Genomic DNA, 24,543 nt, shown 5'->3' on the forward strand with positions numbered 1-24,543 from the left:
TGAAGCCGTGGCCTTCGGGCGCGCTGCTGCGTCCTTGCTATCCAAGGATGCAAGGCGCAGCAGGCGTGCCCAAACGTCCGATCGTCAAGCCGCCTCCTTGACTTCGCCCTTCTGGTAAGGATCGAAGCGCTGGTAGAAGGTCTCGCCCTTCTCGGCCATGTCGAGCAGCAGCCGGGGCGGCTTGAACTCGGCGCCATATTTCTTCTGCAGAGCCTTGGCGATCTTGACGAACTGCCTGGCGCCGATGCCGTCGATATAGGAGAGCGCACCACCGGTGAAGGGCGCGAAGCCGAAGGCAAGGATCGAGCCGACATCGGCCTCGCGCGGATCGGTGACGATCCCCTCTTCCATGACGCGCACCGCTTCCAAAGCGATGGTGACCAGGAGGCGCTGCTTCAGTTCCTCATAGTCGACCTTCTCCGGCTTGAGCTGCGGGTAGAGCTCCTTCAGGCCCGGCCACAGCTTCTTCTTCGCCGGCTTCGCCGGATAGTCGTAGAAGCCCTTGCCGTTCTTGCGGCCGAAGCGGCCATGGGTATCGACCAAGGTGTTGATCAGCGCCATCTGCTTCGGGTCAACGGCCTTCTCGCCGAGATCCCTGATGGTCTGCTTCATGATCTTCTGGGCGAGATCGATCGCCGTCTCGTCGGTCAGCGCCAGCGGCCCGACCGGCATGCCGGCGGCCTTGGCGGCGTTCTCGATCATCGCCGCCGGGACGCCTTCGATCAGCATCTTGTAGGCTTCCGACATGTAACGCAGGACGCAGCGGTTGACGTAGAAGCCGCGCGTGTCATTGACCACGATCGGCGTCTTCCTGATGGCGCGCACGAAGTCGATGGCCGTCGCAAGCGCCTTGTCGCCGGTCTTCTTGCCGAGGATGATCTCGACCAGCATCATCTTGTCCACCGGCGAGAAGAAGTGGATGCCGATGAAGTTCTTCGGCCGCGACGAGTTCTTGGCCAGCGCGGTGATCGGGATGGTTGAGGTGTTGGAGGCAAAGATCGCCGACGACTTCAGCACAGCCTCGGCCTTCTCGGTGGCGTCCTTCTTCACGGCCGAATCCTCGAATACCGCCTCGACGACGAGATCACAGCCCGCCAGATCGGCATAGTCGGCTGTCGGGGTGATCAGCGAGAGCAGCTTGTCCTTCTCCTCGGGCTTGGCACGGCCCTTCTTCACCTGGTCGGTCATCAGGCTGTCGGAATGGGCCTTGCCCTTCTCGGCCGCTTCCATGTCACGATCGAGGAGCACGACCGGAATGCCGGCTTTTGCGGTGACATAGGCGATGCCGGCACCCATGAAGCCGGCGCCGAGGATGCCGATCTTCTTGAACTTGGTGTCCGGCACACCGGCCGGGCGACGCGCGCCCTTGTTCAATTCCTGCAGCGAGATGAACAGCGAGCGGATCATCGCCGCCGCTTGCCTGGTCTGCATGATCTCGGTGAAGTAGCGCTGCTCGATCTTCAGCCCGGTGTCGAACGGCACCAGCAGGCCTTCATAGACGCATTTCAGGATCGCCGCCGCGGCCGGATAATTGCCGTAAGTCTCGCGGCGCAGGATTGCGATGGCCGGCGGCCAGAGATTGGCGCCGGCCGCCGAATAGACCGGCCCGCCGGGCAGCTTGAAGCCCTTCTCGTCCCAGGGCGCGACCGGCCTCAGGCCATTCCTGATCATTGCCTTGGCGGTCTCGACGAGCTTCGAAGGTTCGGCGATCTCGTGGATCAGGCCCATCTGCTTCGCCTTTTGCGGCGACAGGTTCTGGCCGCTGGTCAGCATCTGCAGCGCCTGCTGCTGGTCCGTCAGCCGCGGCACGCGCTGGGTGCCGCCGGCGCCCGGGAAGATGCCGATCTTCACCTCGGGAAGGGCCATCTTCACCTTGTCGGAATCGGCCGCGACGCGGCCATGGCAGGCAAGGGACAGCTCGAAGGCGCCGCCCATGCAGGTGCCGTTGATCGCCGATACCCATGGCTTGCCGCAGGTTTCCAGCTTGCGGAACAGGCCCGTCATGTAGCCGGCATTGTCGAACAGCGCCTTGGTGGCCTTCTCGAGGTCCTTCTCCTTGTCGGCGGCGAAGGTGGCGAGCATCTTCTGCAGCATGGTGATGTCGGCACCGCCGGAAAAGCTGTCCTTGCCCGAGGTGATCACCGCGCCCTTGATGGCGGCGTCGCCGGCCACCTGGTCGACGATGGCATTCAACTCCCGCATCGCCTCTTCGGTGAACACGTTCATGGAGCGGCCCGGCATGTCCCAGGTGACCAGCGCAATGCCGTCGGCGTCGACGTCGAGGGTGAAATTGGTATAGCTCATCTTCTCTCTCCCCGTCAGACGCGTTCGATGATGGTGGCGGTGCCCATGCCGGCCCCGATGCAGAGCGTGACCAGCGCTGTGTTCAGGTCGCGGCGCTCGAGTTCGTCCAGCACGGTGCCGAAGATCATGGCGCCGGTGGCGCCGAGCGGATGGCCCATGGCGATCGCGCCGCCATTGACGTTGATCTGGTCGTGCGGGATCTCGAAGGCCTGCATGTAGCGCAGCACAACGGAAGCAAAGGCTTCGTTGAGTTCGAAGAGGTCGATGTCCGACAGCTTCATCTTGGCGCGCTTCAAGAGCTTCTCGGTGACGTCGACCGGACCGGTCAGCATCAGCACCGGCTCGGAACCGATATTGGCGAAGGCACGGATCCGGGCGCGTGGCTTCAGGCCCATCGCCTTGCCGCCTTTCTTCGAGCCAAGCAGCACCGCGGCGGCGCCGTCAACGATACCGGAGGAGTTGCCGGCATGATGGACATGGTTCACTTCCTCGACTTCCGGGTGCTTCTGCACGGCGACCGCATCGAAGCCACCCATTTCGCCCGGCATGACGAAGGACGGGTTGAGCGATGCCAGCGACTGCATGTCGGTCGAGGGGCGCATGTGCTCGTCATGATCGAGAATGGTGAGGCCGTTCTGGTCCTTGACCGGGATCACCGAATTCTTGAAGCGGCCGTCGGCCCAGGATTTGGCCGCGCGCTTCTGACTCTCGACAGCGTAGGCGTCCACGTCGTCGCGGCTGAAGCCGTATTTGGTGGCGATCAGGTCGGCGGAAATGCCCTGCGGCACGAACCAGCCGGGCAGGCCGACCGACGGGTCCATGAACCAGGAACCGCCGGACATGCCCATGCCGACGCGCGACATGGATTCGACACCACCGGCAATGACGATCTCGTCCGCGCCTTGCGCGATCTTGGCGGCGCCGAAATTGATGGCGTCGAGGCCGGAAGCGCAGAAGCGCGAGATCTGCATGCCCGGCGCCTTGGTGTCGTAGCCCGCCTCAAAGGCGGCCGCGCGCGGAATGACCGAGCCCGCCTCCCCGACCGGATCGACGCAGCCGAAGATGATGTCGTCGACATTGCCGGTGTCCAGCCCATTGCGGTCGCGCAGAGCCTCAAGCGTCCTGGCGGCAAGCCGTACCGCCGGCACCTCGTGCAGCGAGCCATCCTTCTTGCCCCTGCCGCGCGGGGTGCGCACGGCGTCATAGACGTAAGCTTCGGCCATTTTCGTGCTCCTTGGGTTTGCCGGCCGCCGCGCTCAGAGCGAGCGCCCGATCAGCAATTTCATGATCTCGTTGGTACCGCCATAGATGCGCTGGACGCGGGCGTCGCGGAACATGCGGGCGATCGGATACTCGTTCATGTAGCCATAGCCGCCATGCAGTTGAAGGCATTCGTCGACGACCTTGCCCTGCAGGTCGGACAACCAGTATTTCGCCATCGAGGCCGTGACGGGGTCGAGGCCGCCATCAATGTGGCGCGCGACGCAATCATTGTAGAAGACGCGGCCGATCGTGGCCTCGGTTTTCAGCTCGGCAAGCTTGAACTGAGTGTTCTGGAAATCGATGATCGCCTTGCCGAAGGCCTTGCGCTCCTTGACATAGTCGATGGTGAGCGCCAGCGCTCGCTCGATCATGGCGATGGCGCCGGTGCCGATCTGCAGCCGCTCCTGCGGCAATTGCTGCATCAACTGGACGAAGCCCTTGCCCTCCTCGTGCCCAAGCAGGTTCGAGGTCGGCACGCGCACATCATTGAAGAACAGCTCGGAGGTGTCATTGGCCTTGAGGCCGATCTTGTCGAGGTTGCGGCCGCGCTCGAAACCTTCGACCTCGTCGGTCTCGACGACGATCAACGAGGTGCCCTTGGCGCCCTTGTCCGGATCGGTCTTGGTGACGACGATGATCAGGTTGGCGAGCTGGCCGTTGGTGATGAAGGTCTTGGAGCCGTTGATCTTGTAGTGGTTGCCGTCCTTCTCGGCGCGGGTCTTGACGCCCTGCAGGTCCGAGCCGGCGCCAGGCTCGGTCATGGCGATGGCGCCGATCAAATCGCCCGTCGCCAGCTTCGGCAGCCACTTCTGCTTCTGCTCCTCGGAGCCGTAATGCAGGATGTAAGGGGCTACAATCGAATTGTGCAGGCCGATGCCGAAGCCGTCCACGCCGACATGGCCGATCGCCTCGATGATGGCGCTCTCATGCGCGAAGGTGCCGCCCGAGCCGCCGTATTGCTCCGGCATCGAGGCGCAGAGCAGGCCGGCGGCGCCCGCCTTCAGCCAGCTCTGCCGGTCGACCATCTCGTTCTTCTCGAACTCGTCGTATCGCGGCGCGATCTCTTCCGACATGAAGCGGGCCGCCATGTCGTAAAGCATGCCGACGTCGTCCGCCGCCCAGGCGGGCTTCGGCAAGCCAAGAACTTCGGCTGGGTTTGTCGCCACGATTTCCTCCGCGTTCCGACAAGTGTGGGCCGGCTTTGCCGGCCCGCCAAACCTAGAACGCTTCCGCCGGCAGCGCCATTAGCGTATCCGCGCCACTGGAAATGCGCGCGAGGCGCGTCGCGGTCTCCGGCATGATCCGCTCCATGAAGAAGCGCGCCGTCACCAGCTTGCTGTCGTAGAAGGCGGAAGCGCCATTGGCGCCCTGCGCCAGCTTGGCTCCGGCGGCCTTGGCCATCTGTCCCCACATATAGCCCAGCGCCACCAGGCCGAAGAGATGCATGTAGTCGCTCGAAGCCGCCCCCGCATTGTCGGGCTTGGCCATGGCGTTCTGCACCAGCCACATGGTGGCGGCCTGCAGATCGTTGAGGCCCTTCTTCAGCGCCTTGGTGAAGGGCGCCATCTTCTCGTCGGCGCGGTTCTCCTCGCAGAACTCGCCGACCTCCTTGAAGAAGGCCTGCACGGCGCGACCGCCATTCTGACCCAGCTTACGGCCGACGAGGTCGAGCGCCTGGATGCCGTTGGCGCCCTCATAGATCATGGCGATGCGGGCATCGCGAACGAATTGGCTCATGCCGTGTTCTTCGATATAGCCGTGACCGCCGAACACCTGCTGCGCCATCACCGCATGGTCGAAGCCCTTGTCGGTGAGCACGCCCTTGACCACCGGCGTCAGCAGCCCGGTGTAGTCGTCGGCGGCCTGGCGATCCTTGTCATCACCGGCACGATGGGCCACGTCGGACTTGATCGCCGTCCACAACGCCAGCGCGCGGCCAGCCTCGTTGAAGGCCTTCATGGTCATCAGCGAGCGGCGGACATCGGGATGGACGATGATCGGGTCGGCCTTCTTGTCGGGCGCCTTGGCGCCGGAGAGCGAGCGGCCCTGCAACCGATCCTTGGCATAGGAGACGGCGTTCTGGTAGGCGATCTCAGAGAGCGAAAGCCCCTGCAGGCCGACGCCAAGGCGGGCCTCGTTCATCATCGTGAACATGGCCTTCAGGCCACCGTTCAAGTCGCCGAGGAGCGTGCCCTCGGCCTCATCGTAATTCATGACACAGGTCGAGTTGCCGTGGATGCCCATCTTCTCCTCGATGGAACCGCAGGAGACAGTGTTCCGCTCGCCGGGGTTTCCGGAAGCATCGAGCTTGAGCTTCGGCACGATGAACAGCGAAATGCCCTTGACGCCTTCCGGGGCGCCTTCGACGCGGGCCAGCACCAGATGGACGATGTTGTCCGACATGTCGTGCTCGCCGGCGGAGATGAATATCTTCTGGCCGGAAATCCTGTAGGTGCCGTTGCCGTTCGGCACGGCTTTGGTACGCAGCAGGCCAAGATCGGTGCCGCAATGCGGCTCGGTCAGGTTCATGGTGCCGGTCCAGGCGCCCTCGACCATTTTCGGCAGCCAGGTGGCTTTCTGCTCGTCGGTGCCATGGGTAATGATGGCGGCGATCGCACCCTGCGTCAGGCCGGGATACATCATCAGCGCCATATTGGCGGAGATCATGTATTCGGAGACGGCGGTGTGCACGCTGTAGGGCAGACCCTGGCCGCCAAACTCGGCGGGTGCGGCGAGCCCCATCCAGCCGCCCTTGCGATACTGGTCGAAGGCTTCCTTGAAACCCCTGGGCGTCGTCACCGAACCGTCATCGTGGCGCACGCAGCCTTCCATGTCGCCGACCCGGTTCAGCAGATGCATGACGTTCTCGGCAAGCTTGGCGCCTTCGGCAAGGATCGCCTCGAGCACATCCGGCGTTGCGTCCGAGAAACCGGGAAGATTGGAAAAGCGCTGATAACCGAGCACATCGTTGAGCACGAACAGCGTGTCTTGGATCGGCGCCCTGTAAATCGTCATCCCTTCCTCCACCCCTTGCGGTCTTGGCCAGGCAGCAAGCTCCCGTTTTCAAACCTAAACGGGAAGCCGACCAATGTTGACGCTCGCATAGCAAAAATTGACGTTTGCGTAAACGTCAATCTTGTCGCAGCCAAAAATATTCGAGGAGCGGAGCGGGCAACGCGGCAACAGAAAAGCCGCGTCGCCAATGGCCATGCGGCTCCTGTTGGTTGGTAGGCGTCGCCGTTAAGCGAGACTGCTCAGCCGGCGGCGCTCGCCTGCATCGCGGCGCGCTCGCTCAGCATCTGGCGTACCGCCATCATCGAATTGCTCAGCTCGTTGATGGCGTCCTCGATGAGCGCCCGCTGTTTCTGCAGGCGAGCGAGCTGCTTCTCCGACTTGTCGAGCGCCAGCCGCAACTGCTTGGTGTTGGAACCGGTCGGATCATAAAGGTCCATCATCTGCTTGACGTCGCGCAGCGAGAACCCGACCTTGCGGCCGAGCAGGATCAGCTTCAGCCGAGCCTTGTCGCGCCGCGTGTAAAGACGCGTCGAGCCGTCGCGCTTCGGATTGAGCAGGCCTTTGTCTTCATAGAAACGCAGCGTGCGCAAGGTCACGCCATATTTCTTGGCCATCTCGCCGATGCGGGCGAGTTCTTCGCCGGCTTCGGCCTGTATGTCATTGCTATTGGCCGCGGCCTCGCCGGGCGAAACAAGTTTCATGGTCACTGGCTTTCCCCTGATGGCGTCGCGGTCGCGGACCAAGCGTCGCCTGAGTGGAAGCGGGGGCGTGCTTCCAATCGTGGTTTCGACAAATCAATCGCAAGAGGCACGCTTCGCACCTTTTACGTTTACGTCAATTCTATATCGACAGCCGCCCTGTGACGCAAGGGCGTTGTGGGCGAGGAACTTTATGCCGCAGCTTCGCCGCACACAGGCAGGAAGTTTCAACTTCTTAAGCTTGGTTAACGCCTTGTTTACCACGTTGGGCGAAATGTGCGCAGGTCGGTCACCCGTGGTTATCCTGTAGCGAATTCTTCACGGTTTTTCGAAGCGCGGGTGAAAACCCGGGAAGCCTGTCTTCCGCCGCAGCAGAACCGCGCGGCCGCATCGTTCCCGGCAGGACTTTGGGAGCCGGCCAAGGCCGGCCATTCTGGACACGGGCGCATCGATGAACACCAAGCGGTCCTATCTCGATACACTCAACGCCGGCAGACAACGTCGGCCGCACACCTCGCTGGAGGAGCTGAATCGCTCGCTCGAAACTCTGGAGCAGCGGCTCAGTCGCGGCGACATGCCCGAGCGCGGCGATCCGCGGCGGCCGGCAATCGAGCCCCGCTATGCCGCCGCGCAACCCTATGACGAGCCACGCTGGTATGAGGACCCCTATTCCAGGCAAAGCGAGCAAAATCGCGGGCCTCAGCCGCCGGCCGCCGCCGCTCCTGCCTTCGGCCAGAACTACCAGACCATCGCGCGCGACATCGATCGAGTGCGGGGCCAGGAAGACAGCGTCGCGATGGTCGGCAAGATCGCGGTTGAACTGCGCGGCCTGCGCGAGGAACTGCGCCACCAGATGACCGCGGGGCTGCGGCGCGAGTTCGACGCGCTGCGCAACGACATCGACAGCGCGATGCAGGCGAACAGCGCGCACGGCGCTCCGGCGGACAAGAGCAGCGCCGAGCTCGGCCTGGAATTCGAGCGCCTTTCCGGCGCCATCCAGACGCTTGCCGAAAAGAGCGACGACCGCAGCGTGAACCTGCTGCGGCTCGAATTGGAGCAGGTCAAGGCGGCGCTCGACACGCTGGCGCGCGAGGAGAGCGTGCGGGCCGTCGATCGGCGTTGGGACGATTTCGATCGCCGCTGGAGCGCCTTCGAGGACCGCGTCGACGCCGACCAGCGCCAGCGCGCGGAAGGTCCCAACCTTTCGGTGCTGACCGACCGGCTCGAGCAGATCAGCAGCGCCGTCAACAATCTGCCGGAGTCCCTGTCGCTGCGCTCGCTGGAAGAGAAGGTGCGCATGCTTGCCAGCGCTGTCGACCGTTTTGCCAGCCAGCAGACGACGCGCGGCAGCGAGACGCTCGCCATGATCGACGAGCGGTTGGACGAGATCTCCCGCGCCATCGTCGCCTCGACGGTCGCGGCCCAGGCCAACGCCTTCGATCCCGAGACATTCGGACGGATCGAGAAGCGCATCGCATCGCTCGCACAGCAGATCGACGAGGTTGCGCAGTCGCGGCCCGGCGCCGAGGTGATCGATCGCCTCAACCTCCTGTCGAGCCGGGTCGACGAGCTTGCCGGGCGCGCTCAGCTGCCCGAACAAGCCATCGAGCGTCTCGGCCAGCAGATCGCCTTGATTACCGACAAGATCGACCACGCGCCGGTCATGCCTGACGCCGACCAGATTTTTCAGGGGCTGGAGCAGCGCTTCGACGCGCTCTCCGCGCTGCTGGAACGGCGCCAGGGCGATGCGATTGAACAAAGCAACGCGCTGTTTCACGACCTCGAGCGGCGGCTGGACGAGGTCGCCAACAGGCTCGACCAGCGCATGCAGCAGGACGACAGCGCCAGCCTCATGGAGGCGATCGACGCCCGTTTTACCGCGCTTGCCAAGCGCATCGAGACGCGCACGCCAGATCCGGGAAACGAAATGGCGATCCGCGGCCTGGAAAGCCGACTCGAAGACATTTCCAGCCGACTGGAGCTGTCCGCGGCACAAGTCGCCGGTATCGATCCGGCCCTTATCCGCAGCCTGGAGGCGCAGGTCGCCGGCCTGTCGGCGCATCTATCCAAGCCTGGCACGTCCCTGCCCGAATTCGAGGACATCAGTCCACGGCTCACCGACATCGAGAAGTCGCTCGCCGGCACGCGGGACTCCATCCTCGGGGTCGCTCGCGAAGCGGCGGAGAACGCCGTCAGGTCGCTCGCCGAATCGAGTTCGGCCACAGCCGCGTCGAACGCGACAGCGGTGGCCGGCCTAGCCCAGGATCTGAAGACGCTCGAGGCGCTTACCCGCCGCTCCGACGAGCGCAATTCGCGGACCTTCGAGGCAATTCACGACACATTGCTCAAGATCGTCGACCGGCTGGGCTCGCTGGAGACCGACGAACCCAGCGAGGCGGTCAGCGAGCTGGTGGACCCGCAACCCGCCAGCAGGCGGGCGGGCCGCAAGATCGCGGTTCAGGACGCGCCGTCGATGGACATCGACCAGCCGCTGCCGCTGCCCGGAGACATGGCCGATGTCGACGCGCGCGCCGCCGCGATCATGCGCGAGGAGTTGGCCATGCACGAGCCGGTTGCGGATGCCGAAGCGGCTGCGCGCAACGAACCGGCCATGCGCGCCGAACCTGTTCCGCGCACGCCCTCGGAGGCTGCGGCGGCCGCCGCCGTCGCGGCACTCGGATCGGATGCGACGGCCGAAAAGCCCGAGAAGGCGGGCCGCAAGAAGTCTATGTTCGGCGGACTGGCACGCGCCTTCAGGAGCAAGAAGGACACGGATACGCCGCCGCTTGCCGGCTCGGCGCCAGTGGGCGACGTCCCGACGGTCGACATCGACGAACCGCTCGATCCCAAGGCAGCCAACCGGCCGCTGGAGCCGGGCTCCGGCGCGCCGGACCTCAACGCCATCATGAAGCGCGTTCGCGACGAGCGCGGCGCCCAGCCTGCCAGGCGCGGCGAAACCGACGCCGCCAAGTCCGACTTCATCGCGGCCGCACGCCGCGCGGCCCAGGCCGCCGCAGCGGAGGCCGACGCGCTGAAGCGGCAATCGACCATGACGGGACCGGTGAAGGCGCTGAGGATCGGCGATCTGCTCAAGGCGCGGCGCAAGCCGATCCTGATGGCGGCCGCCGCAATCATGATGGCGCTGGCCGGCCTGCAGCTCGGCAAGGCCTTCTTCTCCGATCCGGCGCCGGTGGCCAGAAACGACGCACCGGCCGTCTCCGCGCAGAAGGTCGAAACCGCATCGCTCAACGCAACCAGCGCGCCGAAGCCCGACACCGGTGCTAAAAGGCCCGAAACCGCACCCGCCCGGACTGTCAGGCAGGCGGAGGCCACCGCCCAGCCATCCGGCCCCGAAATGCCGGCCGCCACAGCGCCAGCCGCCTCGACGCCTGCTGCGGCGACTCTCGCCGCGCCGGCCCAGCCTGCGCCGGCTCCGATGGCCTCGGCTGCTCATGCCGAGGCGGCAGCTCCGGTCGTGAACTCGCCTGCCATGGACACGGACGCAGACACCCAGCCGACGGCCAGCGCGCCGGCGACGACATCCGCGGACATGACGGGCGCGGTGACGCGAACGGACAGCAAGACCGAGACGGCGGCTGCAAAGATCGACATTCCGACCGAGGTCGGCCCGGTGGCGCTGCGCGACGCGGCCGCCGGCGGCGACGCCAAGGCGCTGTTCGAAATCGGCTCGCGCTACGCCGAATCGCGTGGCGTGAAGGAAGACATGACAGCAGCCGCCAAATGGTACGAGAAGTCCGCCGAGCTCGGCTTCGCGCCGGCCGAATACCGCATCGGCAATTTCTACGAGAAGGGCATCGGCGTCGGGCGCGACATCAAGAAGGCCAAGACCTACTACCAGCTCGCCGCCGAACAGGGCAACGCCAGCGCCATGCACAATCTGGCTGTGCTGTTCGCCATGGCGGCGGACGGCGTGACCGACAATGAATCGGCGACGCACTGGTTCCAGGCCGCCGCGGACCTCGGCGTCAAGGACAGCCAGTTCAATCTCGGCATCCTGTCGGCCAAGGGCGTCGGCATGAAGCAGAACCTGGAGGACTCCTACAAGTGGTTCGCGCTCGTCGCTAAGACCGGCGACAAGGACGCGGCCGCCAAGCGGGACGAGATCGCCAATGCGCTCAGGCCCGAGCAGCTCGAGCGCGCCCGCGCCGCCACCGAGCTTTGGAAGCCAAAGCCGCTCAACGCGGCCGCCAACTCGGCCGATATCCCGGAATCCTGGCAGGACAGCACGCCGCAGACGACCGCCAGCATCGACATGAAGAAGGCGGTGCAGAACATCCAGCTGATTCTCAACAAGAACGGCTACGATGCCGGCGGCGCCGACGGCGTCATGGGCGACAAGACCAAGACCGCCATCATGGCCTTCCAGACCGACAACAAGATGAAACCGACCGGCGAGATCGACGAACCGCTCGTCAAGGCGCTGCTGGCACACAAATAACGGCAGAAGCGTCGCATACGCAACGCCTTGCCATAGATTTGCCTGTTAACTGATTGAGATGGCTTTTTGTTTCGGCGCGGCGGCGGGGTTGATCCCGCCGCCGCGCCGGCGCAAGAAAAAATTGGCTTTTCGGTGCGAGACTGCTGGGGACGGCGGCGTTCGCCGACAGGCAAAGTTGATCGAGACAGACGGGTGGGCATCTATCTCCCGATCGCGGAAATTTCCGTAAACGTCTTCGTGCTGCTGGCGATGGGCGCCGCGGTGGGTTTCCTGTCGGGCATGTTCGGCGTGGGGGGCGGCTTTCTGATCACGCCGCTCCTGATCTTCTACAACATCCCGCCGGCCATCGCGGTCGCCACCGGGGCCAACCAGGTCATCGCCTCTTCCTTCTCCGGCGCGCTTTCGCACATGAAACGCGGCACGCTCGACTTCAAGCTTGGCGGCGTGCTTCTGGCCGGCGGCATCGTCGGCTCGACGGGCGGCGTCTTCGTCTTTGCGCTGCTGCGCCGGATCGGCCAGTTGGACCTGTTCATCTCGCTGCTCTACGTCGCCTTGCTCGGCACTGTCGGCGGGCTCATGCTGGTCGAGAGCGTGAACGCGCTGCGCGCCACGCGCAGCGGCGCGGCACCAGTGCTGAAGAAGTCCGGCCAGCACAACTGGATCCACCGGCTGCCGCTCAAGATGCGCTTCCGCGCCTCGAAACTGTTCGTCAGCGTCATTCCTGTGCTGGGGCTCGGCGCCGGCATCGGCTTCCTGTCGTCGATCATGGGCGTCGGCGGCGGCTTCATCATGGTGCCAGCGCTGATCTATCTGCTCAAGGTGCCGACCAATGTAGTCATCGGCACCTCGCTGTTCCAGATCATCTTCACCTCGGCCTACACCACGCTGGTGCATGCCTCGACCAACCAGACCGTCGACGTGATCCTCGCCTTTCTGCTGATGGCCGGCGGCGTTGCCGGGGCGCAATATGGCGCCAAGGCCGGCCAGAGACTGCGCGGCGAGCAGTTGCGGGCGCTTCTGGCGCTGCTGGTGCTGGCCGTCGCCGTCCGCCTCGCCATCGACTTGTTCGTGACGCCGCCCAATCGCTATTCGCTCGCGGGCCTGAGCTGATGGCGGGTTTGAGAGCATTCGCCGCTACCGTTTCGCTTTCCATGCTCTTCGCCCTGTCGGGGGCGAATGCGCAGACGCCGCCCCTTGCCGAAAACATTCAGATCGGCCTTTCCACTGACGCCATTTCCATCACGGCCGGATTCTCAGGCGCCGACCTCACCATCTTCGGATCGCTCGAAAATCCCGATCCGCTGATAGCGCGCCAGGGGCGCTATGACGTCGTCGTCGTTCTGGAAGGGCCGCCTAGACCGGTCGTGGTCCGGCGCAAGGACAGGATCCTCGGCGTCTGGATCAACCTGGAATCGGAGACGTTCGAGAACGTGCCGGTGTCCTACTCGGTCGCTACGACGCGACCGCTGCAGGACATTGCCGAGCCGACCAAATACAGGCAGCTCTCGCTCGGCTCCCAGAACCTCTACATGAAGCCCGCCGACGAGACCGACAGTCCGGCGACGATCCAAGAATTCACCGCCGCGCTGCGCGAGCGCAAGGCAGCGACCGGCCTCTATAGCGAGAATGTCGGCGGCGTGCAGTTCCTGTCGCAGAACCTGTTCCGCGCCACCGTCCGGCTGGCGCCCAACATCCCGGTCGGCACCCACAAGGCGCGCGCCTTCTTGTTCAAGAGCGGCATGTTCGTCAAGGAAAGCTCCGCCCAGCTCGAAATCCGCAAGTCCGGCTTCGAGCAGTCGATCTTCCGCGTCGCGCATGATTATTCCTTCTTCTACGGCGTTTTCGCCGTCTCGCTCGCCATGCTCACGGGCTGGCTCGGAAGGCTCGTCTTCCGCAAGGATTGACGCCCAGCGCAAAAGAAGGCTTTCCCTTTTCCCGCTTTTGCGATAAGTCGCCGCCTCCCAGCTGAAGCGCATCGCGAGGCGCTTCAGGTCTTTGTTTTGGTGCATGTCGTCCGGCCCAAAACCGCTGCACACTTTTGGGCGACATGCACTAAGGACAAACACACACATTCAAATTTCGGCAGGCGGTCCGGCCATCCGGATGACGGCACGTCTTTCGCCGCCAGCGACCTGCTGCGACAGAACCAACGACAGGAGGCTGCTATGCAATCGGCATTCGGCGGCATCGATTTCGGCACGTCCAATTCGACGGTGGGCGTGATCCGGAACGGGCAGGCGCGACTTGTGGCGCTGGAGGGCGAACAGCCCACCTTGCCAAGCGCCGTGTTCTTCAACTTCGAGGACGGCCATACCTATTTCGGGCGCCGTGCGATCACCGACTACACCGACAGCATCGAAGGGCGGCTGATGCGCTCGCTGAAGAGCGTGCTCGGCAGTTCGCTCGCCAACGAGAAGACGCGCATCAAGGCGCGCCTGATCGGCTTCACCGATATCATCGGGCTCTTCATCAGCCATCTCAAGAAGCGGCTGGAGGACGATGCCGGCGGTCCGGTCGAGCGCGTCGTGCTTGGCCGCCCGGTGCAGTTCGTCGACGACGATGCCGAGGCCGATGCGAAAGCGCAGGGCGAGTTGGAGAAGGCGGCGCATGCGCAAGGCTTCAAGCACATCGCCTTCCAGTTCGAGCCGATCGCGGCGGCGCTCGACTACGAGCAGAACGTTGCCCGCGAAGAACTGGCGCTGATCGTCGACATGGGCGGCGGCACGTCCGACTTCTCGGTGGTGCGCGTGTCGCCGGAGCGCGCCCGCTCGGGCGATCGCAAGAGCGACATCCTCGCCAACCGCGGCATCCATATCGGCGGAACCGATTTCGACCGGCTGCTCAGCATTGCGCATATCATGCCCGAGCTCGGCTATCTGACGCGGACCAAGGACCACAAGCGCAATCTGCCGGCGAGCTACTTCATCGACCTCGCGACCTGGCAGCGCATCAACCTCGTCTACACCGCCAAGGCGATGTCGGACCTGAAGCAAGTCCGATTCGAGGCCGAGCGCGCCGACCTGGTCGACCGCTTCATCCACATCGTCGAGCACCGCTATGGGCATGCCTTGGCCGGCTTGGTCGAAAGAGCCAAGATCGCGCTGACAGACCAGTCCGCGGCCGAGGTAAAGGTGTCGCTGCCCGGCGCGCGCTTTGCGGCCGAGATCACGCGATCCGGCCTGGAAGAGACGATCAGGGCAGACATCGACCGGGTGACTGCGACGGTCCGCCAGACGATCGCCGATGCCGGCGTCCAGGCTTGCGCCATCACCGCGGTGTTCCTGACCGGCGGTTCCACCGCGATCCCGCTGGCGAAGCGCAGTATCCTTTCGCTCGTGCCGCAGGCCTCCGTCATCGAAGGCGACATGTTCGGCTCGGTCGGGCTCGGCCTGGCGCTGGACGCACAGCGCAAATTCGGCTGACCGTTAGCTCCGGTCCCCCGTCGGCGCTTCCACCTTGCCGGTCAGATGCGCCTTGAGCGCCATCTGCGCCAGGCTCGCCTGCCGGTCGCGGTGGGTGATCATGGCGAAATCACGCTTCGGCAAATCGACTGGCGCGGACCTCAAGCTGCCCTCCGCCAGCGAGCGCGCGACGACAAGCTCGGAGATGATGGTGGCGCCGGCACCGGCTTCCACGGCCTGGCGTACCGCCTCGTTGCTCGGCAGCACGAGAAATATCTGCAGCTCTGCCGGCGAAACCCCCTCGCCGTGGGCGAAGTCTTCGAGCGCCTCACGTGTACCCGAACCGCCTTCCCGGATGATCCAACGCAATGCCCTGATGTCGAGCTTGCCCGCCGACGTCTTCGGGATATCCGGATGCGAACGCGCCACCACCAGCATGAGCCGGTCCTCGTCGACCCGGGCACGCCGCAGGATGTCCGACTCCGTGCGCCCCTCGACCAGGCCGAAATCTGCGCGGCCATCAAGCACATTGGTCTCGACCTGCCTTGTGTTGCCAATGGTGACGCTGAGGCGCACCGCCGGATAGGCTTCATGGAACGAGGCGAGGCGGCGCGGCAGCCAATAGCTGGCGATGGTCTGGCTCGCGGCGATCGACAGGCTGCCGGTCACGGTCTGTGACACATGTTCGAGCACATTGTGCGCGGCGGCGGCGCGTTCAAGGACCGCCTTCGCCTCCGGCAGGAAGCGGTGGCCGGTCTGGGCAAGCTCGATATTGCGGCCGACCCGGTTGAACAGACGCACGCCATGCTGACTTTCAAGCGCGCGGATGGCAGCGGAGGCGGCCGATTGCGAGATGCCGAGCAACTCGGCCGCCTTGGTCATATGGCCATGCTCGGCGACGGCGACGAATATGCGCAACTGATCCAGGGTCATAGATCAACTAAGAAGCAAATACGATCGGAATTACAAGAGCAACTTGTTAGACAGATTGATTGACCTGTTCTAAATTCTTGCGGGAGTTTGGAAAAAATTGGCGGCCGCGCCGCAAGAGTTGGAATGATGGGACGCCTCAGATCCCTTTTCGCGCATTGGAGCCGCCGTCTGAAGCGGCTGTTCCAGGGCGAGCGCTACCATCCGGAACTCCATTACATGCGTGGACCGGGGCCGAAGACGAAAGCCAAGACTGCTGACGTCAAGAGCGTTCGCGGATCATGAAACACGCATCGCCGCGCGGCGCCAATTCCGCACCGTCGCAACGGCCGCTGGCCGAGACGCGCGCGCCCGACGAAGGCGATGGCGTCGACACCTCGCCCAGCGTCTCCGACCGCATCGCCAAGACGACCTGCTACATGTGCGCCTGCCGATGCGGCATCGACGTCCACATCAAGGACGGCAAGGTGCGCTACATCAACGGCAACAAGGACCATCCGGTGAACCGCGGCGTGATCTGCGGCAAGGGCAGCGCCGGCATCATGCAGCATTACAGCCCGGCGCGGCTGAAGAAGCCTCTGCTGCGCAGCGGACCGCGCGGCGCGGGCGAATTCCGGGAGATCGAGTGGGAAGAGGCATTCGCCATCGCCACCGAGCGGCTGTCGGCGATCCGCAGCACCGATCCGAAAAAGCTCGCCTTCTTCACTGGGCGCGACCAGTCGCAATCGCTGACCGGCTGGTGGGCAAGCCAGTTCGGCACGCCGAACTTCGCCGCCCATGGCGGCTTCTGCTCGGTCAATATGGCGGCCGGCGGCCTCTACACGATCGGCGGCTCTTTCTGGGAGTTCGGCGAGCCCGACTGGGACAACACGAAATACTTCATGCTGTTCGGCGTCGCCGAGGACCATGATTCCAACCCGATCAAGATCGGCCTCGGCAAGCTCAAGGCGCGCGGCGCCAAGGTGGTGTCGATCAACCCGTGCCGCACCGGCTACAATGCGATCGCCGACGACTGGATCGGCATCCGGCCGGGCACGGACGGCCTGTTCGTGCTGGCGCTGATCCACGAACTGCTCAAGGCCGGACGCGTCGATCTCGACTATCTGCTGCGCTACACCAACGCTGCAGCCCTGGTGATCCAGGAGCCCGGCGCAGCCGATGACGGGCTGCTCGTTCGCGACGGCGGCGGCAATCTCCTGGTCTGGGACAGGGTGGCAAAAACTCCGGTCTGCGCAACCGACTCCGAAACGAAGCCGGCGCTGACCGGCGGCTACACGGTCGGCGGCCGGCGCTGCGTGCCGGTGTTCCAGCTGATCGCGGACCGTTACCTCGACGACAGCTATTCGCCGGATGCGGTCGCCGGCCGGTGCGGCATCCCCGCCGAGACGATCCGCCGGATCGCGGCGGAACTGGCGCACGTCGCCTTCGAACAGACGATCGAATTGCCGATCGCCTGGACCGATTGGGCGGGCCGCCGCCATGAGACGATCAAGGGGCGACCGGTGTCGATGCACGCCATGCGCGGCATCTCAGCCCATTCCAACGGTTTTCACACCTGCCGCGCCATCCATCTGCTTCAGGTGTTGTTGGGCACCGTGGACGTGCCAGGCGGCTTCCGCTTCAAGCCGCCCTACCCGCGCTCGGCGCCGCCGGGGCCGAAGCCCGCCGGCAAGAATGTCCGACCGATGACCGCACTGGAAGGCATGCCGCTCGGCTTCGTCTGCGGTCCCGACGATCTGCTGCTCGACGAGGCCGGCAAACCGATCCGCATCGACAAGGCCTATTCCTGGGAAGCGCCTCTAGCCGCGCACGGGCTGATGCACAGCGTCATCCGCAATGCCTGGGCAGGCGATCCTTATCCGATCGACACGTTGATGATGTACATGTCGAACATGGCCTGGAACTCGTCCATGAACACGGTCGAGACGATCGCCATGCTGACCGACAAGGACGAGGCTGGCGACTACAAGATTCCCTTCATCATCTATTCCGACGCCTATTATTCCGAGACGGTGCCATTCGCCGACCTGGTGCTGCCCGACACCACCTATCTGGAGCGGCACGACTGCATCAGCCTGCTCGACCGGCCGATCAGCCATGCCGACGGGCCGGGCGATGCCATCCGCCATCCGGTCGTGCAGCCGGACCGCGATGTGCGCCCGTTCCAGTCGGTGCTGATCGAACTCGGCGCGCGGCTCGGCTTGCCCGGCTTCGTCGCCGAGGACGGCTCGGCCAGGTACCGCGACTATGCCGATTACATCGTCAACCATGAACGCGCGCCCGGCATCGGCCCGCTTGCCGGCTGGCGCGGCAAGAACGGCGACGCAATCGGCAAGGGCGAGATCAATCCGGACCAGCTGCAGCGCTACATCGACAATGGCGGCTTCTGGCACCACGACTTCAGCGAGGACCAGCGCTATTACAAGATGGGCAACCGCGCCTATCTCGATTTTGCGGTGCAGATGGGCTTCATACCGAAAGCGGAGCCAATCGTCTTCCAGCTCTATTCGGAACCGATGCAGCGCTTCCGGCTCGCCGCGCGCGGCCATGGAAAGCTGCAGCCGTCCGAGGCGGAGCGCGACCGCATCGAGACCTATATGGACCCGTTGCCCTTTTGGTATGCCCCCTTCGAGGACGACACTGTCGACGTCGACAAATATCCGCTGCATGCGCTGACGCAGCGGCCGATGCACATGTACCACTCATGGGGTTCGCAGAATGCGTGGCTCCGACAGATCACCAGCCAGAACAGGCTGTTCGTGCACCGTCAGACAGCGATCGGGCTCGGCCTGGCCGACGACGACTGGGTGTGGATCGAGAGCGTCAACGGCCGGGTGAAAGGGCAGATCAAGCTGATCGACGGCGTGAACCCGGACACGGTGTGGACCTGGAACGCGATCGGCAAGCGGCGCGGCAGCTGGGGGCTGAAGGACGACGCGGCGGAATCCAATCGCGGCTTCCTGCTCAACCACATCATCGCCGACCAGACCGCGGCCGATGCCAACGGCAAGCGATATTCGAATTCCGATCCGGTCACGGGACAGGCGGCATGGTTCGACGTGCGCGTGCGCATCGCCAGATGCGAACGGCAAGAAGCCGGTTTCACCGAGCCGCAATTCGAACGCTTCAGCCAGCCGCCAGATGTCGAGCCGCCGCCTGACGTGCTTCGCTTCGGCGCAGCGCTCCGCATAAAAAGGGAGGCCGCGGAATGACCTGTCTTCCCGCGCATACCGAGAAAAAACTCGGTCTCGTCATCGACCTCGACACCTGCGTCGGCTGCCAGGCCTGCGTCACCGCTTGCAAGGAATGGAACACCGGCGGCCACATGGCGCCGCTGACCGACATCGACCCTTATGGCGGGCATGTCGACGGCGTCTGGTTCAACCGCGTGCACACTTACGAGCACATGACCGAGATGGGCGGTCGCACGGTCAACTTCCCGCGCTCCTGCCTGCATTGCGAACAGCCGGCCTGCGTCACCGTCTGCCCGACCGGCGCTTCCTACAAGCGTGCTTCGGACGGCATCGTGCTGGTCGACGAGGACAAATGCATCGGCTGCAAGCTGTGCAGCTGGGCCTGTCCCTATGGCGCGCGCGAGTTCGACACGGACGTCGGTGTGATGAAGAAATGCACGCTGTGCGTCGACCGCATCTACAACGATAATCTGGCCGAAGAGGACCGCGTGCCGGCCTGCGTCGCCGCCTGCCCGACCAGCGCCCGGCATTTCGGCGATCTCGGCGATCCGGCTTCGGCGATCTCGCAGCTTGTCGAGGCGCGCGGCGGCGTCGAGCTGATGCCGGAGCTTGGCTACAAACCAACCAATAGATACCTGCCGCCGCGCGCTCGCACCGAGCGCGCCGCAAGAGTGGATGCGCCGGCGCTGGAGCCTATCCGCGCCGAAGGCGGATTCCTCGGCTGGATCGACCGCATGCTTTCGAACTGATCCACGATGCATCCCGCCATCTCCGTCGTTTTCTTCACCACTGCGACCGGCGCTGGCTATGGCCTGCTGGCGCTGCTCGGCGTGCTCGGCGGCTTGGGGTATGTTGAACCAGGGTTCTGGTTCGGACTTGTCAGCATGGCCCTGGCGCTTGGCCTGATTGTCGCTGGCCTCCTCTCCTCGACCGGCCATCTGGGGCGACCCGAGAGAGCCTGGCGCGCCTTCTCGCAGTGGCGCAGTTCCTGGCTGTCGCGCGAGGGCGTGGCGTCGGTCGCGACGTTCATTCCGGCCGCGCTGTTCGGCATCGGCTGGGCAGTCCTTGGGCGAAGCGGCGGCTGGGTGGCCGTTGCCGGACTGCTGGCAGCGGCCGGAGGGGCTGCCACGGTCGGCGCGACGGGCATGATCTATGCCTCGCTGAAGCCGATCGCGCAGTGGCACAGCCGCTATACTTTGCCGGCTTATCTTGTCTTCGCGGCCATGACCGGCGCCGTGTTGCTCAACGCCCTGCTTCAGGGTTTCGGCCGCGGGTCGACGTCAGTGCTGGCCTGCGCGGGGCTCGCCACGCTCGCCGGCTGGGGCTGGAAGCTGGCGACATGGCGGCACAATGACCGGCTGGAGCTCCCGACCAGCACCAATGCGGCGACGGGCCTGGCCGGCGGCACCGTGCGCTCGATCGAGTGGCCGCATACCGAGGAAAATTACGTGCTCAAGGAAATGGGATTCCGCATCGCACGCAAGCACAGCGCGAGGCTGCGGCGGATCACGAACTTCCTGGCTTTTGCCGCGCCCGCTGTCCTGCTGGGTATTGCGTTCCTCTTGCCATGGCCAGTCGCGGCCGCAACGGCGTCAGTGCTTGCAGCGCTCCTGCAGTTCGCCGGCATGCTGGTAGAGCGCTGGCTGTTCTTCGCGGAAGCGAAGCACACCGTAACGCTCTACTATGGTCGGTAGCGGACATCAGCCCGGCCGCAGCATCGAGCCGGAAATAGCGAAGATGCGTTGGGCGCCCAGCATATAGGCCACCAGCGTTTCCAGCCGGAACAGGCCCGCATAGGCGCGGTCGAGCACGTTGAGCGAGCCGGTATAGGCGCCGAAGGCCGGCATGATCATGCGGCCGCCATCGCCGGCAAAGCAGCGACGCCTGACCGAGCGGCCACGCTGCACGATGCGCGCGCAAGGATGCAGGTGACCCGCGATCTCGCCTTCCACCCTCTGCTTTGAAGGTTCGTGCCGGAACAGCAGCGCACCAATGGCGAGTTCCTTCACCGTCTCGCCGGGCAAGTCGGCCGGCGCATCCGGATCGTGGTTGCCGGCGACCCAGAACCAGTCGCGGCCGGCCATCATCGCCTCCAGACGATCGCGGAAACTTTGGTGCATGCGCCCGGCGCCGCCGCCATCGTGGAAGGAATCGCCGAGGCTGACAACGATGCGCGGCTGATAGTCGGCGATCACCGCCTGCAGTTGCAGCAGCGTCGCGCTGGTGTCGTAGGGCGGGATGAGGGTGCCGCGCCTGGCGAAGGACGAGCCTTTCTCGAGATGCAGGTCGGAGACCGCAAGCAGCCGCAGATCGGGGAAGTAGAGCCCGCCGCGCCGGTCGCAGACCGCGCGTTCGCCGGCGATGCCGACAAGATCGGCCTCGGCGATCAGCGACGCGCGCGACAGCGAAAAATTCATCCCCTTCGTGACCCTCTCTCAGAGCCGTTCACCGTTTCACCGAAACGGCGAACCACTCTATCTGTCTGTCTTGCTGCAATTCCGGACGAAAAAGCGCTTCACACTTTTCCTGGAATTGCTCTAGTCCATCATTTCCGGCCCCATGGCCTCTTCGACGAGGGTGGCGGCATCCATCAATAGCGTCTCGTCCGCCTCGCCATGCACCGGCATCTTGCCGATCTCGAGCATGATCGGCACCGCCAACGGCGATATCTGTTCGAGATTCTTATGCACGATTCGACCGCGGATGCGCGAGAGCATCTCCGCAAGCCTACTGACATCGAGCAATCCTGTCGCGGCATCCGCACGGGTCGCCTGCAGCAGGATATGGTCGGGCTCATGGCTGCGCAGCACATCATAGATCAGGTCTGTCGACACGGTGACCTGGCGGCCGCTTTTCTCCTTGCCGGGATGGCGCTTCTCGATCAGCCCTGAAATGAGCGCGCAGTTCCTGAAGGTGCGTTTCAGCAGCCAGCTGTCGGCGAACCATGCCTCGAGATCGTCGCCGAGCATGTCCTGATCGAAGAGCGCGGCGAGCGAGGGCTTTCTGTTGCTGAACATCCGGCCCATGTCGGCCAGCGACCAGATGGCCAGTGCATAGTCGGTGGCGACGAAGCCGACCGGTTTGGCGCCCGCCCGGTCCAGGCGGCGGGTCAGCAGCATGCCGAGCGTTTGATGCGCGAGCCTGCCTTCGAACGGGTAGGCAACGAGGTAGTACCGGTTGCCGCGTGGAAACGTCTCGATCAACAGATCGTCCCGCTTCGGCAGGACGGACTTGTCGGCCTGGAACCGCAGCCAGTCCGCCACCTGCTCGGGCAGCTTCTTCCAGCGCTGCGGATCGTCGAGCATGGCGCGCACCTGCTCGGCGAGATAGGTCGAGAGCGGGAACTTGCCTCCGCCATAGTAAGGCACCTTCGCGTCGCTGCCGGGAGCGTTCGACACGAAGCACTCATTTTCGCGGATGCCCTCGAAGCGCAGGACCCTGCCGGCGAACATGAACGTGTCGCCGTGGGTCAAGGTCTCCAGAAACGCTTCCTCGATCTTTCCCAGCACCCTGCCGCCGCGCGAGGCAGCGCCTTTGCTTCCAGCCTGGACGTAGCGAACATTGAGCGCCGGCACTTCGATGATGGTGCCTACATTCAACCTGTACTGCTGAGCCATGCGGGGATTGGATACCCGCCACAAGCCCTCCTTGGTCCGGCGGATACGGGCATAGCGCTCATAATTTCTCAGTGCATATCCGCCCGTCGCGACGAACTCGACGACCCTGTCGAAGGTCGGCCTGTCGAGACCCGCATAAGGCGTAGCCGTGGTCACTTCGTCGAACAGCGCATCGGCATGGAAAGGCGCCCCGCAGGCGCAGCCCAGCACGTGCTGCGCCAACACGTCGAGCCCTCCGTCTACGAGAGGCGGCGTGTCCTGAGCGCCGAGATAGTTGGCGTCCAGCGCCGCCCGGCATTCCAGCACCTCGAAGCGGTTGGCAGGAATGAGGATCGCCTTGGAGGGCTCGTCCATGCGGTGATTGGCGCGGCCGATGCGCTGCGCCAGGCGGCTGGCGCCCTTCGGCGCGCCGACATGCACGACCAGGTCGACGTCGCCCCAGTCGATGCCGAGATCCAAGGTCGAGGTGGCGACGATGGCACGCAGCGCATTTTCGCCCATCGCCTTTTCGACCCGCCGCCGCTGCGCGACGTCGAGCGAGCCGTGATGGAGCGCGATCGGCAGCGTGTCGTCATTGACACGCCACAGTTCCTGAAACAGCAACTCGGCCTGGCTGCGTGTGTTGACGAAGAGCAGAGTGGTCTTGTGACGCTTGATCTCGCGGTAGATTTCCGGGGTGGCGTAGCGGGCCGAATGGCCGGCCCAGGGAACCCGCTCTTCGGAGTCGAGGATGGAGATTTCGGGCTTCGCGCCGCCGGTGACCACAATAAGCTCGGACATCGCTCCCGGGGAAGCCTGGCTGACCAGCCAGCGCCGCAATTCGTCCGGCTCGGCGACTGTGGCTGACAGGCCTATGGTCTGCAGCTTGGGGACAAAAGCGCGCAGCCGCGCCAAGCCGAGCGCCAGCAGATGACCGCGTTTCGAGGTGACCAGCGAATGCAGTTCGTCGAGCACGACATAGCGCAGGTCCTCGAAGAAGCGCCTGGCATCGTTCGAGGCGATCAGCAGGGCAAGCTGTTCGGGCGTGGTGAGCAATATGTCGGGCGGCGCCAGCTTCTGCCGCTGGCGCTTGTGCGAGGGCGTGTCGCCGGTGCGTGTCTCGATGGTGACCGGGAGCCCGATCTCCTCGACCGGCCTGCCGAGATTGCGCTCGATGTCGACAGCCAGTGCCTTGAGAGGCGAGATGTAGAGCGTGTGGATGCCGCGATGCGCTTCGCCCGGCTTGCGGCGCGGCCGTTTGGCAAGCTCGGTGAGCGAAGGCAGGAAGCCAGCCAGCGTCTTGCCGGCGCCGGTCGGCGCGATCAGCAAGGCCGATTGTCCACCTTGAGCCTTCGCCAGCAGTTCGAGCTGATGGGCGCGCGGCGACCAGCCCTTTGCGGCAAACCATTTGACGAATGGCTCGGGCAGGACGACGGCGGCATTCAGTTCGGCAAGGCGCGGCTGCTCTGTCACACGCCAGAGGTAGCGCGGCGGGCCGCCATCGCCAAGAAGAATCGGAACAAAAGGGGATCATTTCTCCCTTCTCCCCCTGACAAGCAGGGGAATCGCATATGGCTTTTTGGGACTTGAAGTTGGCCTGAGAAGGGATTCTTTGGGCAGGCAGTCGAACGAAGGAGAGACTGCCATTTCCAGCCTTGAGAGCTATTTTGGCGCGCTGCCCGA

The 24,543-nt window shown here is 64.6% G+C and carries 15 protein-coding genes; 7 read left to right on the top strand and 8 right to left on the bottom strand.

Annotated elements, in window-relative coordinates; genetic code table 11:
• Window positions 1–84: 84 nt before the first annotated feature.
• From EN818_RS24125 to EN818_RS24145, 5 genes are all read right to left on the bottom strand, one after another.
• Window positions 85–2,304, bottom strand: a complete 2,220-nt coding sequence (locus EN818_RS24125) for a 3-hydroxyacyl-CoA dehydrogenase NAD-binding domain-containing protein (RefSeq protein WP_129553489.1) — start codon at window positions 2,302–2,304, stop codon at window positions 85–87.
• 14 nt (window positions 2,305–2,318) lie between these two features.
• Window positions 2,319–3,527: an acetyl-CoA C-acetyltransferase gene (locus tag EN818_RS24130; RefSeq protein WP_095807752.1), complete on the bottom strand. Its 1,209-nt coding sequence runs from the start codon at window positions 3,525–3,527 to the stop codon at window positions 2,319–2,321.
• 33 nt (window positions 3,528–3,560) lie between these two features.
• Window positions 3,561–4,733, bottom strand: a complete 1,173-nt coding sequence (locus EN818_RS24135; RefSeq protein ID WP_129553490.1) for an acyl-CoA dehydrogenase family protein — start codon at window positions 4,731–4,733, stop codon at window positions 3,561–3,563.
• 52 nt (window positions 4,734–4,785) lie between these two features.
• Window positions 4,786–6,582 (bottom strand): acyl-CoA dehydrogenase, encoded by a 1,797-nt coding sequence (locus tag EN818_RS24140; RefSeq protein WP_129553491.1) that lies wholly within the window; start codon window positions 6,580–6,582, stop codon window positions 4,786–4,788.
• A 239-nt stretch (window positions 6,583–6,821) separates the two neighbouring features.
• A complete protein-coding gene (locus EN818_RS24145) occupies window positions 6,822–7,283 on the bottom strand; it encodes a MerR family DNA-binding transcriptional regulator (RefSeq protein ID WP_135905563.1) in 462 nt (153 codons plus the stop codon).
• 448 nt (window positions 7,284–7,731) lie between these two features.
• Between EN818_RS24145 and EN818_RS24150 the strand changes: the two genes are divergently transcribed.
• From EN818_RS24150 to EN818_RS24165, 4 genes are all read left to right on the top strand, one after another.
• Window positions 7,732–11,739 (top strand): peptidoglycan-binding protein, encoded by a 4,008-nt coding sequence (locus EN818_RS24150; RefSeq protein ID WP_129553492.1) that lies wholly within the window; start codon window positions 7,732–7,734, stop codon window positions 11,737–11,739.
• A 192-nt stretch (window positions 11,740–11,931) separates the two neighbouring features.
• Window positions 11,932–12,849, top strand: coding sequence for a sulfite exporter TauE/SafE family protein (locus EN818_RS24155; protein ID WP_129553493.1), 918 nt, complete (start codon window positions 11,932–11,934; stop codon window positions 12,847–12,849).
• Window positions 12,849–13,643 (top strand): TIGR02186 family protein, encoded by a 795-nt coding sequence (locus tag EN818_RS24160; protein ID WP_129553494.1) that lies wholly within the window; start codon window positions 12,849–12,851, stop codon window positions 13,641–13,643. The genes EN818_RS24155 and EN818_RS24160 overlap by 1 nt, the downstream gene beginning before the upstream one ends.
• Before the next feature lie 261 nt (window positions 13,644–13,904).
• Window positions 13,905–15,161: an Hsp70 family protein gene (locus EN818_RS24165; protein ID WP_129553495.1), complete on the top strand. Its 1,257-nt coding sequence runs from the start codon at window positions 13,905–13,907 to the stop codon at window positions 15,159–15,161.
• A gap of 3 nt (window positions 15,162–15,164) precedes the next feature.
• Here the strand turns inward: EN818_RS24165 and EN818_RS24170 are convergent, their stop codons facing one another.
• The gene (locus EN818_RS24170; RefSeq protein ID WP_129553496.1) at window positions 15,165–16,073 is read right to left on the bottom strand and encodes a LysR family transcriptional regulator; all 909 of its coding nucleotides are present in this window, start codon (window positions 16,071–16,073) and stop codon (window positions 15,165–15,167) included.
• A gap of 278 nt (window positions 16,074–16,351) precedes the next feature.
• Between EN818_RS24170 and EN818_RS24175 the strand changes: the two genes are divergently transcribed.
• Genes EN818_RS24175 through EN818_RS24185 form a run of 3 tightly spaced genes read left to right on the top strand, consistent with a single transcriptional unit; the run spans window position 16,352 to window position 20,958 of the window.
• Window positions 16,352–19,282, top strand: a complete 2,931-nt coding sequence (locus EN818_RS24175) for a molybdopterin oxidoreductase family protein (RefSeq protein ID WP_135905544.1) — start codon at window positions 16,352–16,354, stop codon at window positions 19,280–19,282.
• Window positions 19,279–20,013, top strand: a complete 735-nt coding sequence (locus EN818_RS24180) for a 4Fe-4S dicluster domain-containing protein (protein ID WP_095807743.1) — start codon at window positions 19,279–19,281, stop codon at window positions 20,011–20,013. The genes EN818_RS24175 and EN818_RS24180 overlap by 4 nt, the downstream gene beginning before the upstream one ends.
• Window positions 20,014–20,019: 6 nt before the next feature.
• On the top strand, window positions 20,020–20,958 hold the full coding sequence (locus tag EN818_RS24185; RefSeq protein WP_129553498.1) for a DmsC/YnfH family molybdoenzyme membrane anchor subunit: 939 nt from the start codon (window positions 20,020–20,022) through the stop codon (window positions 20,956–20,958).
• A gap of 6 nt (window positions 20,959–20,964) precedes the next feature.
• On the opposite strand, the gene pdeM is transcribed toward EN818_RS24185, so the two are convergent.
• Both pdeM and EN818_RS24195 read right to left on the bottom strand, forming a co-directional pair.
• Window positions 20,965–21,681 (bottom strand): ligase-associated DNA damage response endonuclease PdeM, encoded by a 717-nt coding sequence (gene pdeM, locus EN818_RS24190; RefSeq protein WP_129553499.1) that lies wholly within the window; start codon window positions 21,679–21,681, stop codon window positions 20,965–20,967.
• A gap of 120 nt (window positions 21,682–21,801) precedes the next feature.
• The gene (locus EN818_RS24195; RefSeq protein WP_129553500.1) at window positions 21,802–24,333 is read right to left on the bottom strand and encodes a ligase-associated DNA damage response DEXH box helicase; all 2,532 of its coding nucleotides are present in this window, start codon (window positions 24,331–24,333) and stop codon (window positions 21,802–21,804) included.
• Window positions 24,334–24,543 lie beyond the last annotated feature (210 nt).

Origin of the sequence: Mesorhizobium sp. M3A.F.Ca.ET.175.01.1.1 (genome assembly GCF_004791945.1) — a bacterium.
Lineage (GTDB): Bacteria > Pseudomonadota > Alphaproteobacteria > Rhizobiales > Rhizobiaceae > Mesorhizobium.

Excerpts from the sequence above, each read along its gene's own strand:
- EN818_RS24170 (WP_129553496.1), bottom strand. The coding sequence starts at position 16,073 with ATGACCCTGGATCAGTTGCGCATATTCGTCGCCGTCGCCGAGCATGGC.
- EN818_RS24175 (WP_135905544.1), top strand. The coding sequence starts at position 16,352 with ATGAAACACGCATCGCCGCGCGGCGCCAATTCCGCACCGTCGCAACGG.
- EN818_RS24160 (WP_129553494.1), top strand. The coding sequence starts at position 12,849 with ATGGCGGGTTTGAGAGCATTCGCCGCTACCGTTTCGCTTTCCATGCTC.
- pdeM (WP_129553499.1), bottom strand. The coding sequence starts at position 21,681 with ATGAATTTTTCGCTGTCGCGCGCGTCGCTGATCGCCGAGGCCGATCTT.
- EN818_RS24125 (WP_129553489.1), bottom strand. The coding sequence starts at position 2,304 with ATGAGCTATACCAATTTCACCCTCGACGTCGACGCCGACGGCATTGCG.
- EN818_RS24130 (WP_095807752.1), bottom strand. The coding sequence starts at position 3,527 with ATGGCCGAAGCTTACGTCTATGACGCCGTGCGCACCCCGCGCGGCAGG.
- EN818_RS24150 (WP_129553492.1), top strand. The coding sequence starts at position 7,732 with ATGAACACCAAGCGGTCCTATCTCGATACACTCAACGCCGGCAGACAA.
- EN818_RS24145 (WP_135905563.1), bottom strand. The coding sequence starts at position 7,283 with ATGAAACTTGTTTCGCCCGGCGAGGCCGCGGCCAATAGCAATGACATA.
- EN818_RS24185 (WP_129553498.1), top strand. The coding sequence starts at position 20,020 with ATGCATCCCGCCATCTCCGTCGTTTTCTTCACCACTGCGACCGGCGCT.
- EN818_RS24140 (WP_129553491.1), bottom strand. The coding sequence starts at position 6,582 with ATGACGATTTACAGGGCGCCGATCCAAGACACGCTGTTCGTGCTCAAC.
- EN818_RS24180 (WP_095807743.1), top strand. The coding sequence starts at position 19,279 with ATGACCTGTCTTCCCGCGCATACCGAGAAAAAACTCGGTCTCGTCATC.
- EN818_RS24165 (WP_129553495.1), top strand. The coding sequence starts at position 13,905 with ATGCAATCGGCATTCGGCGGCATCGATTTCGGCACGTCCAATTCGACG.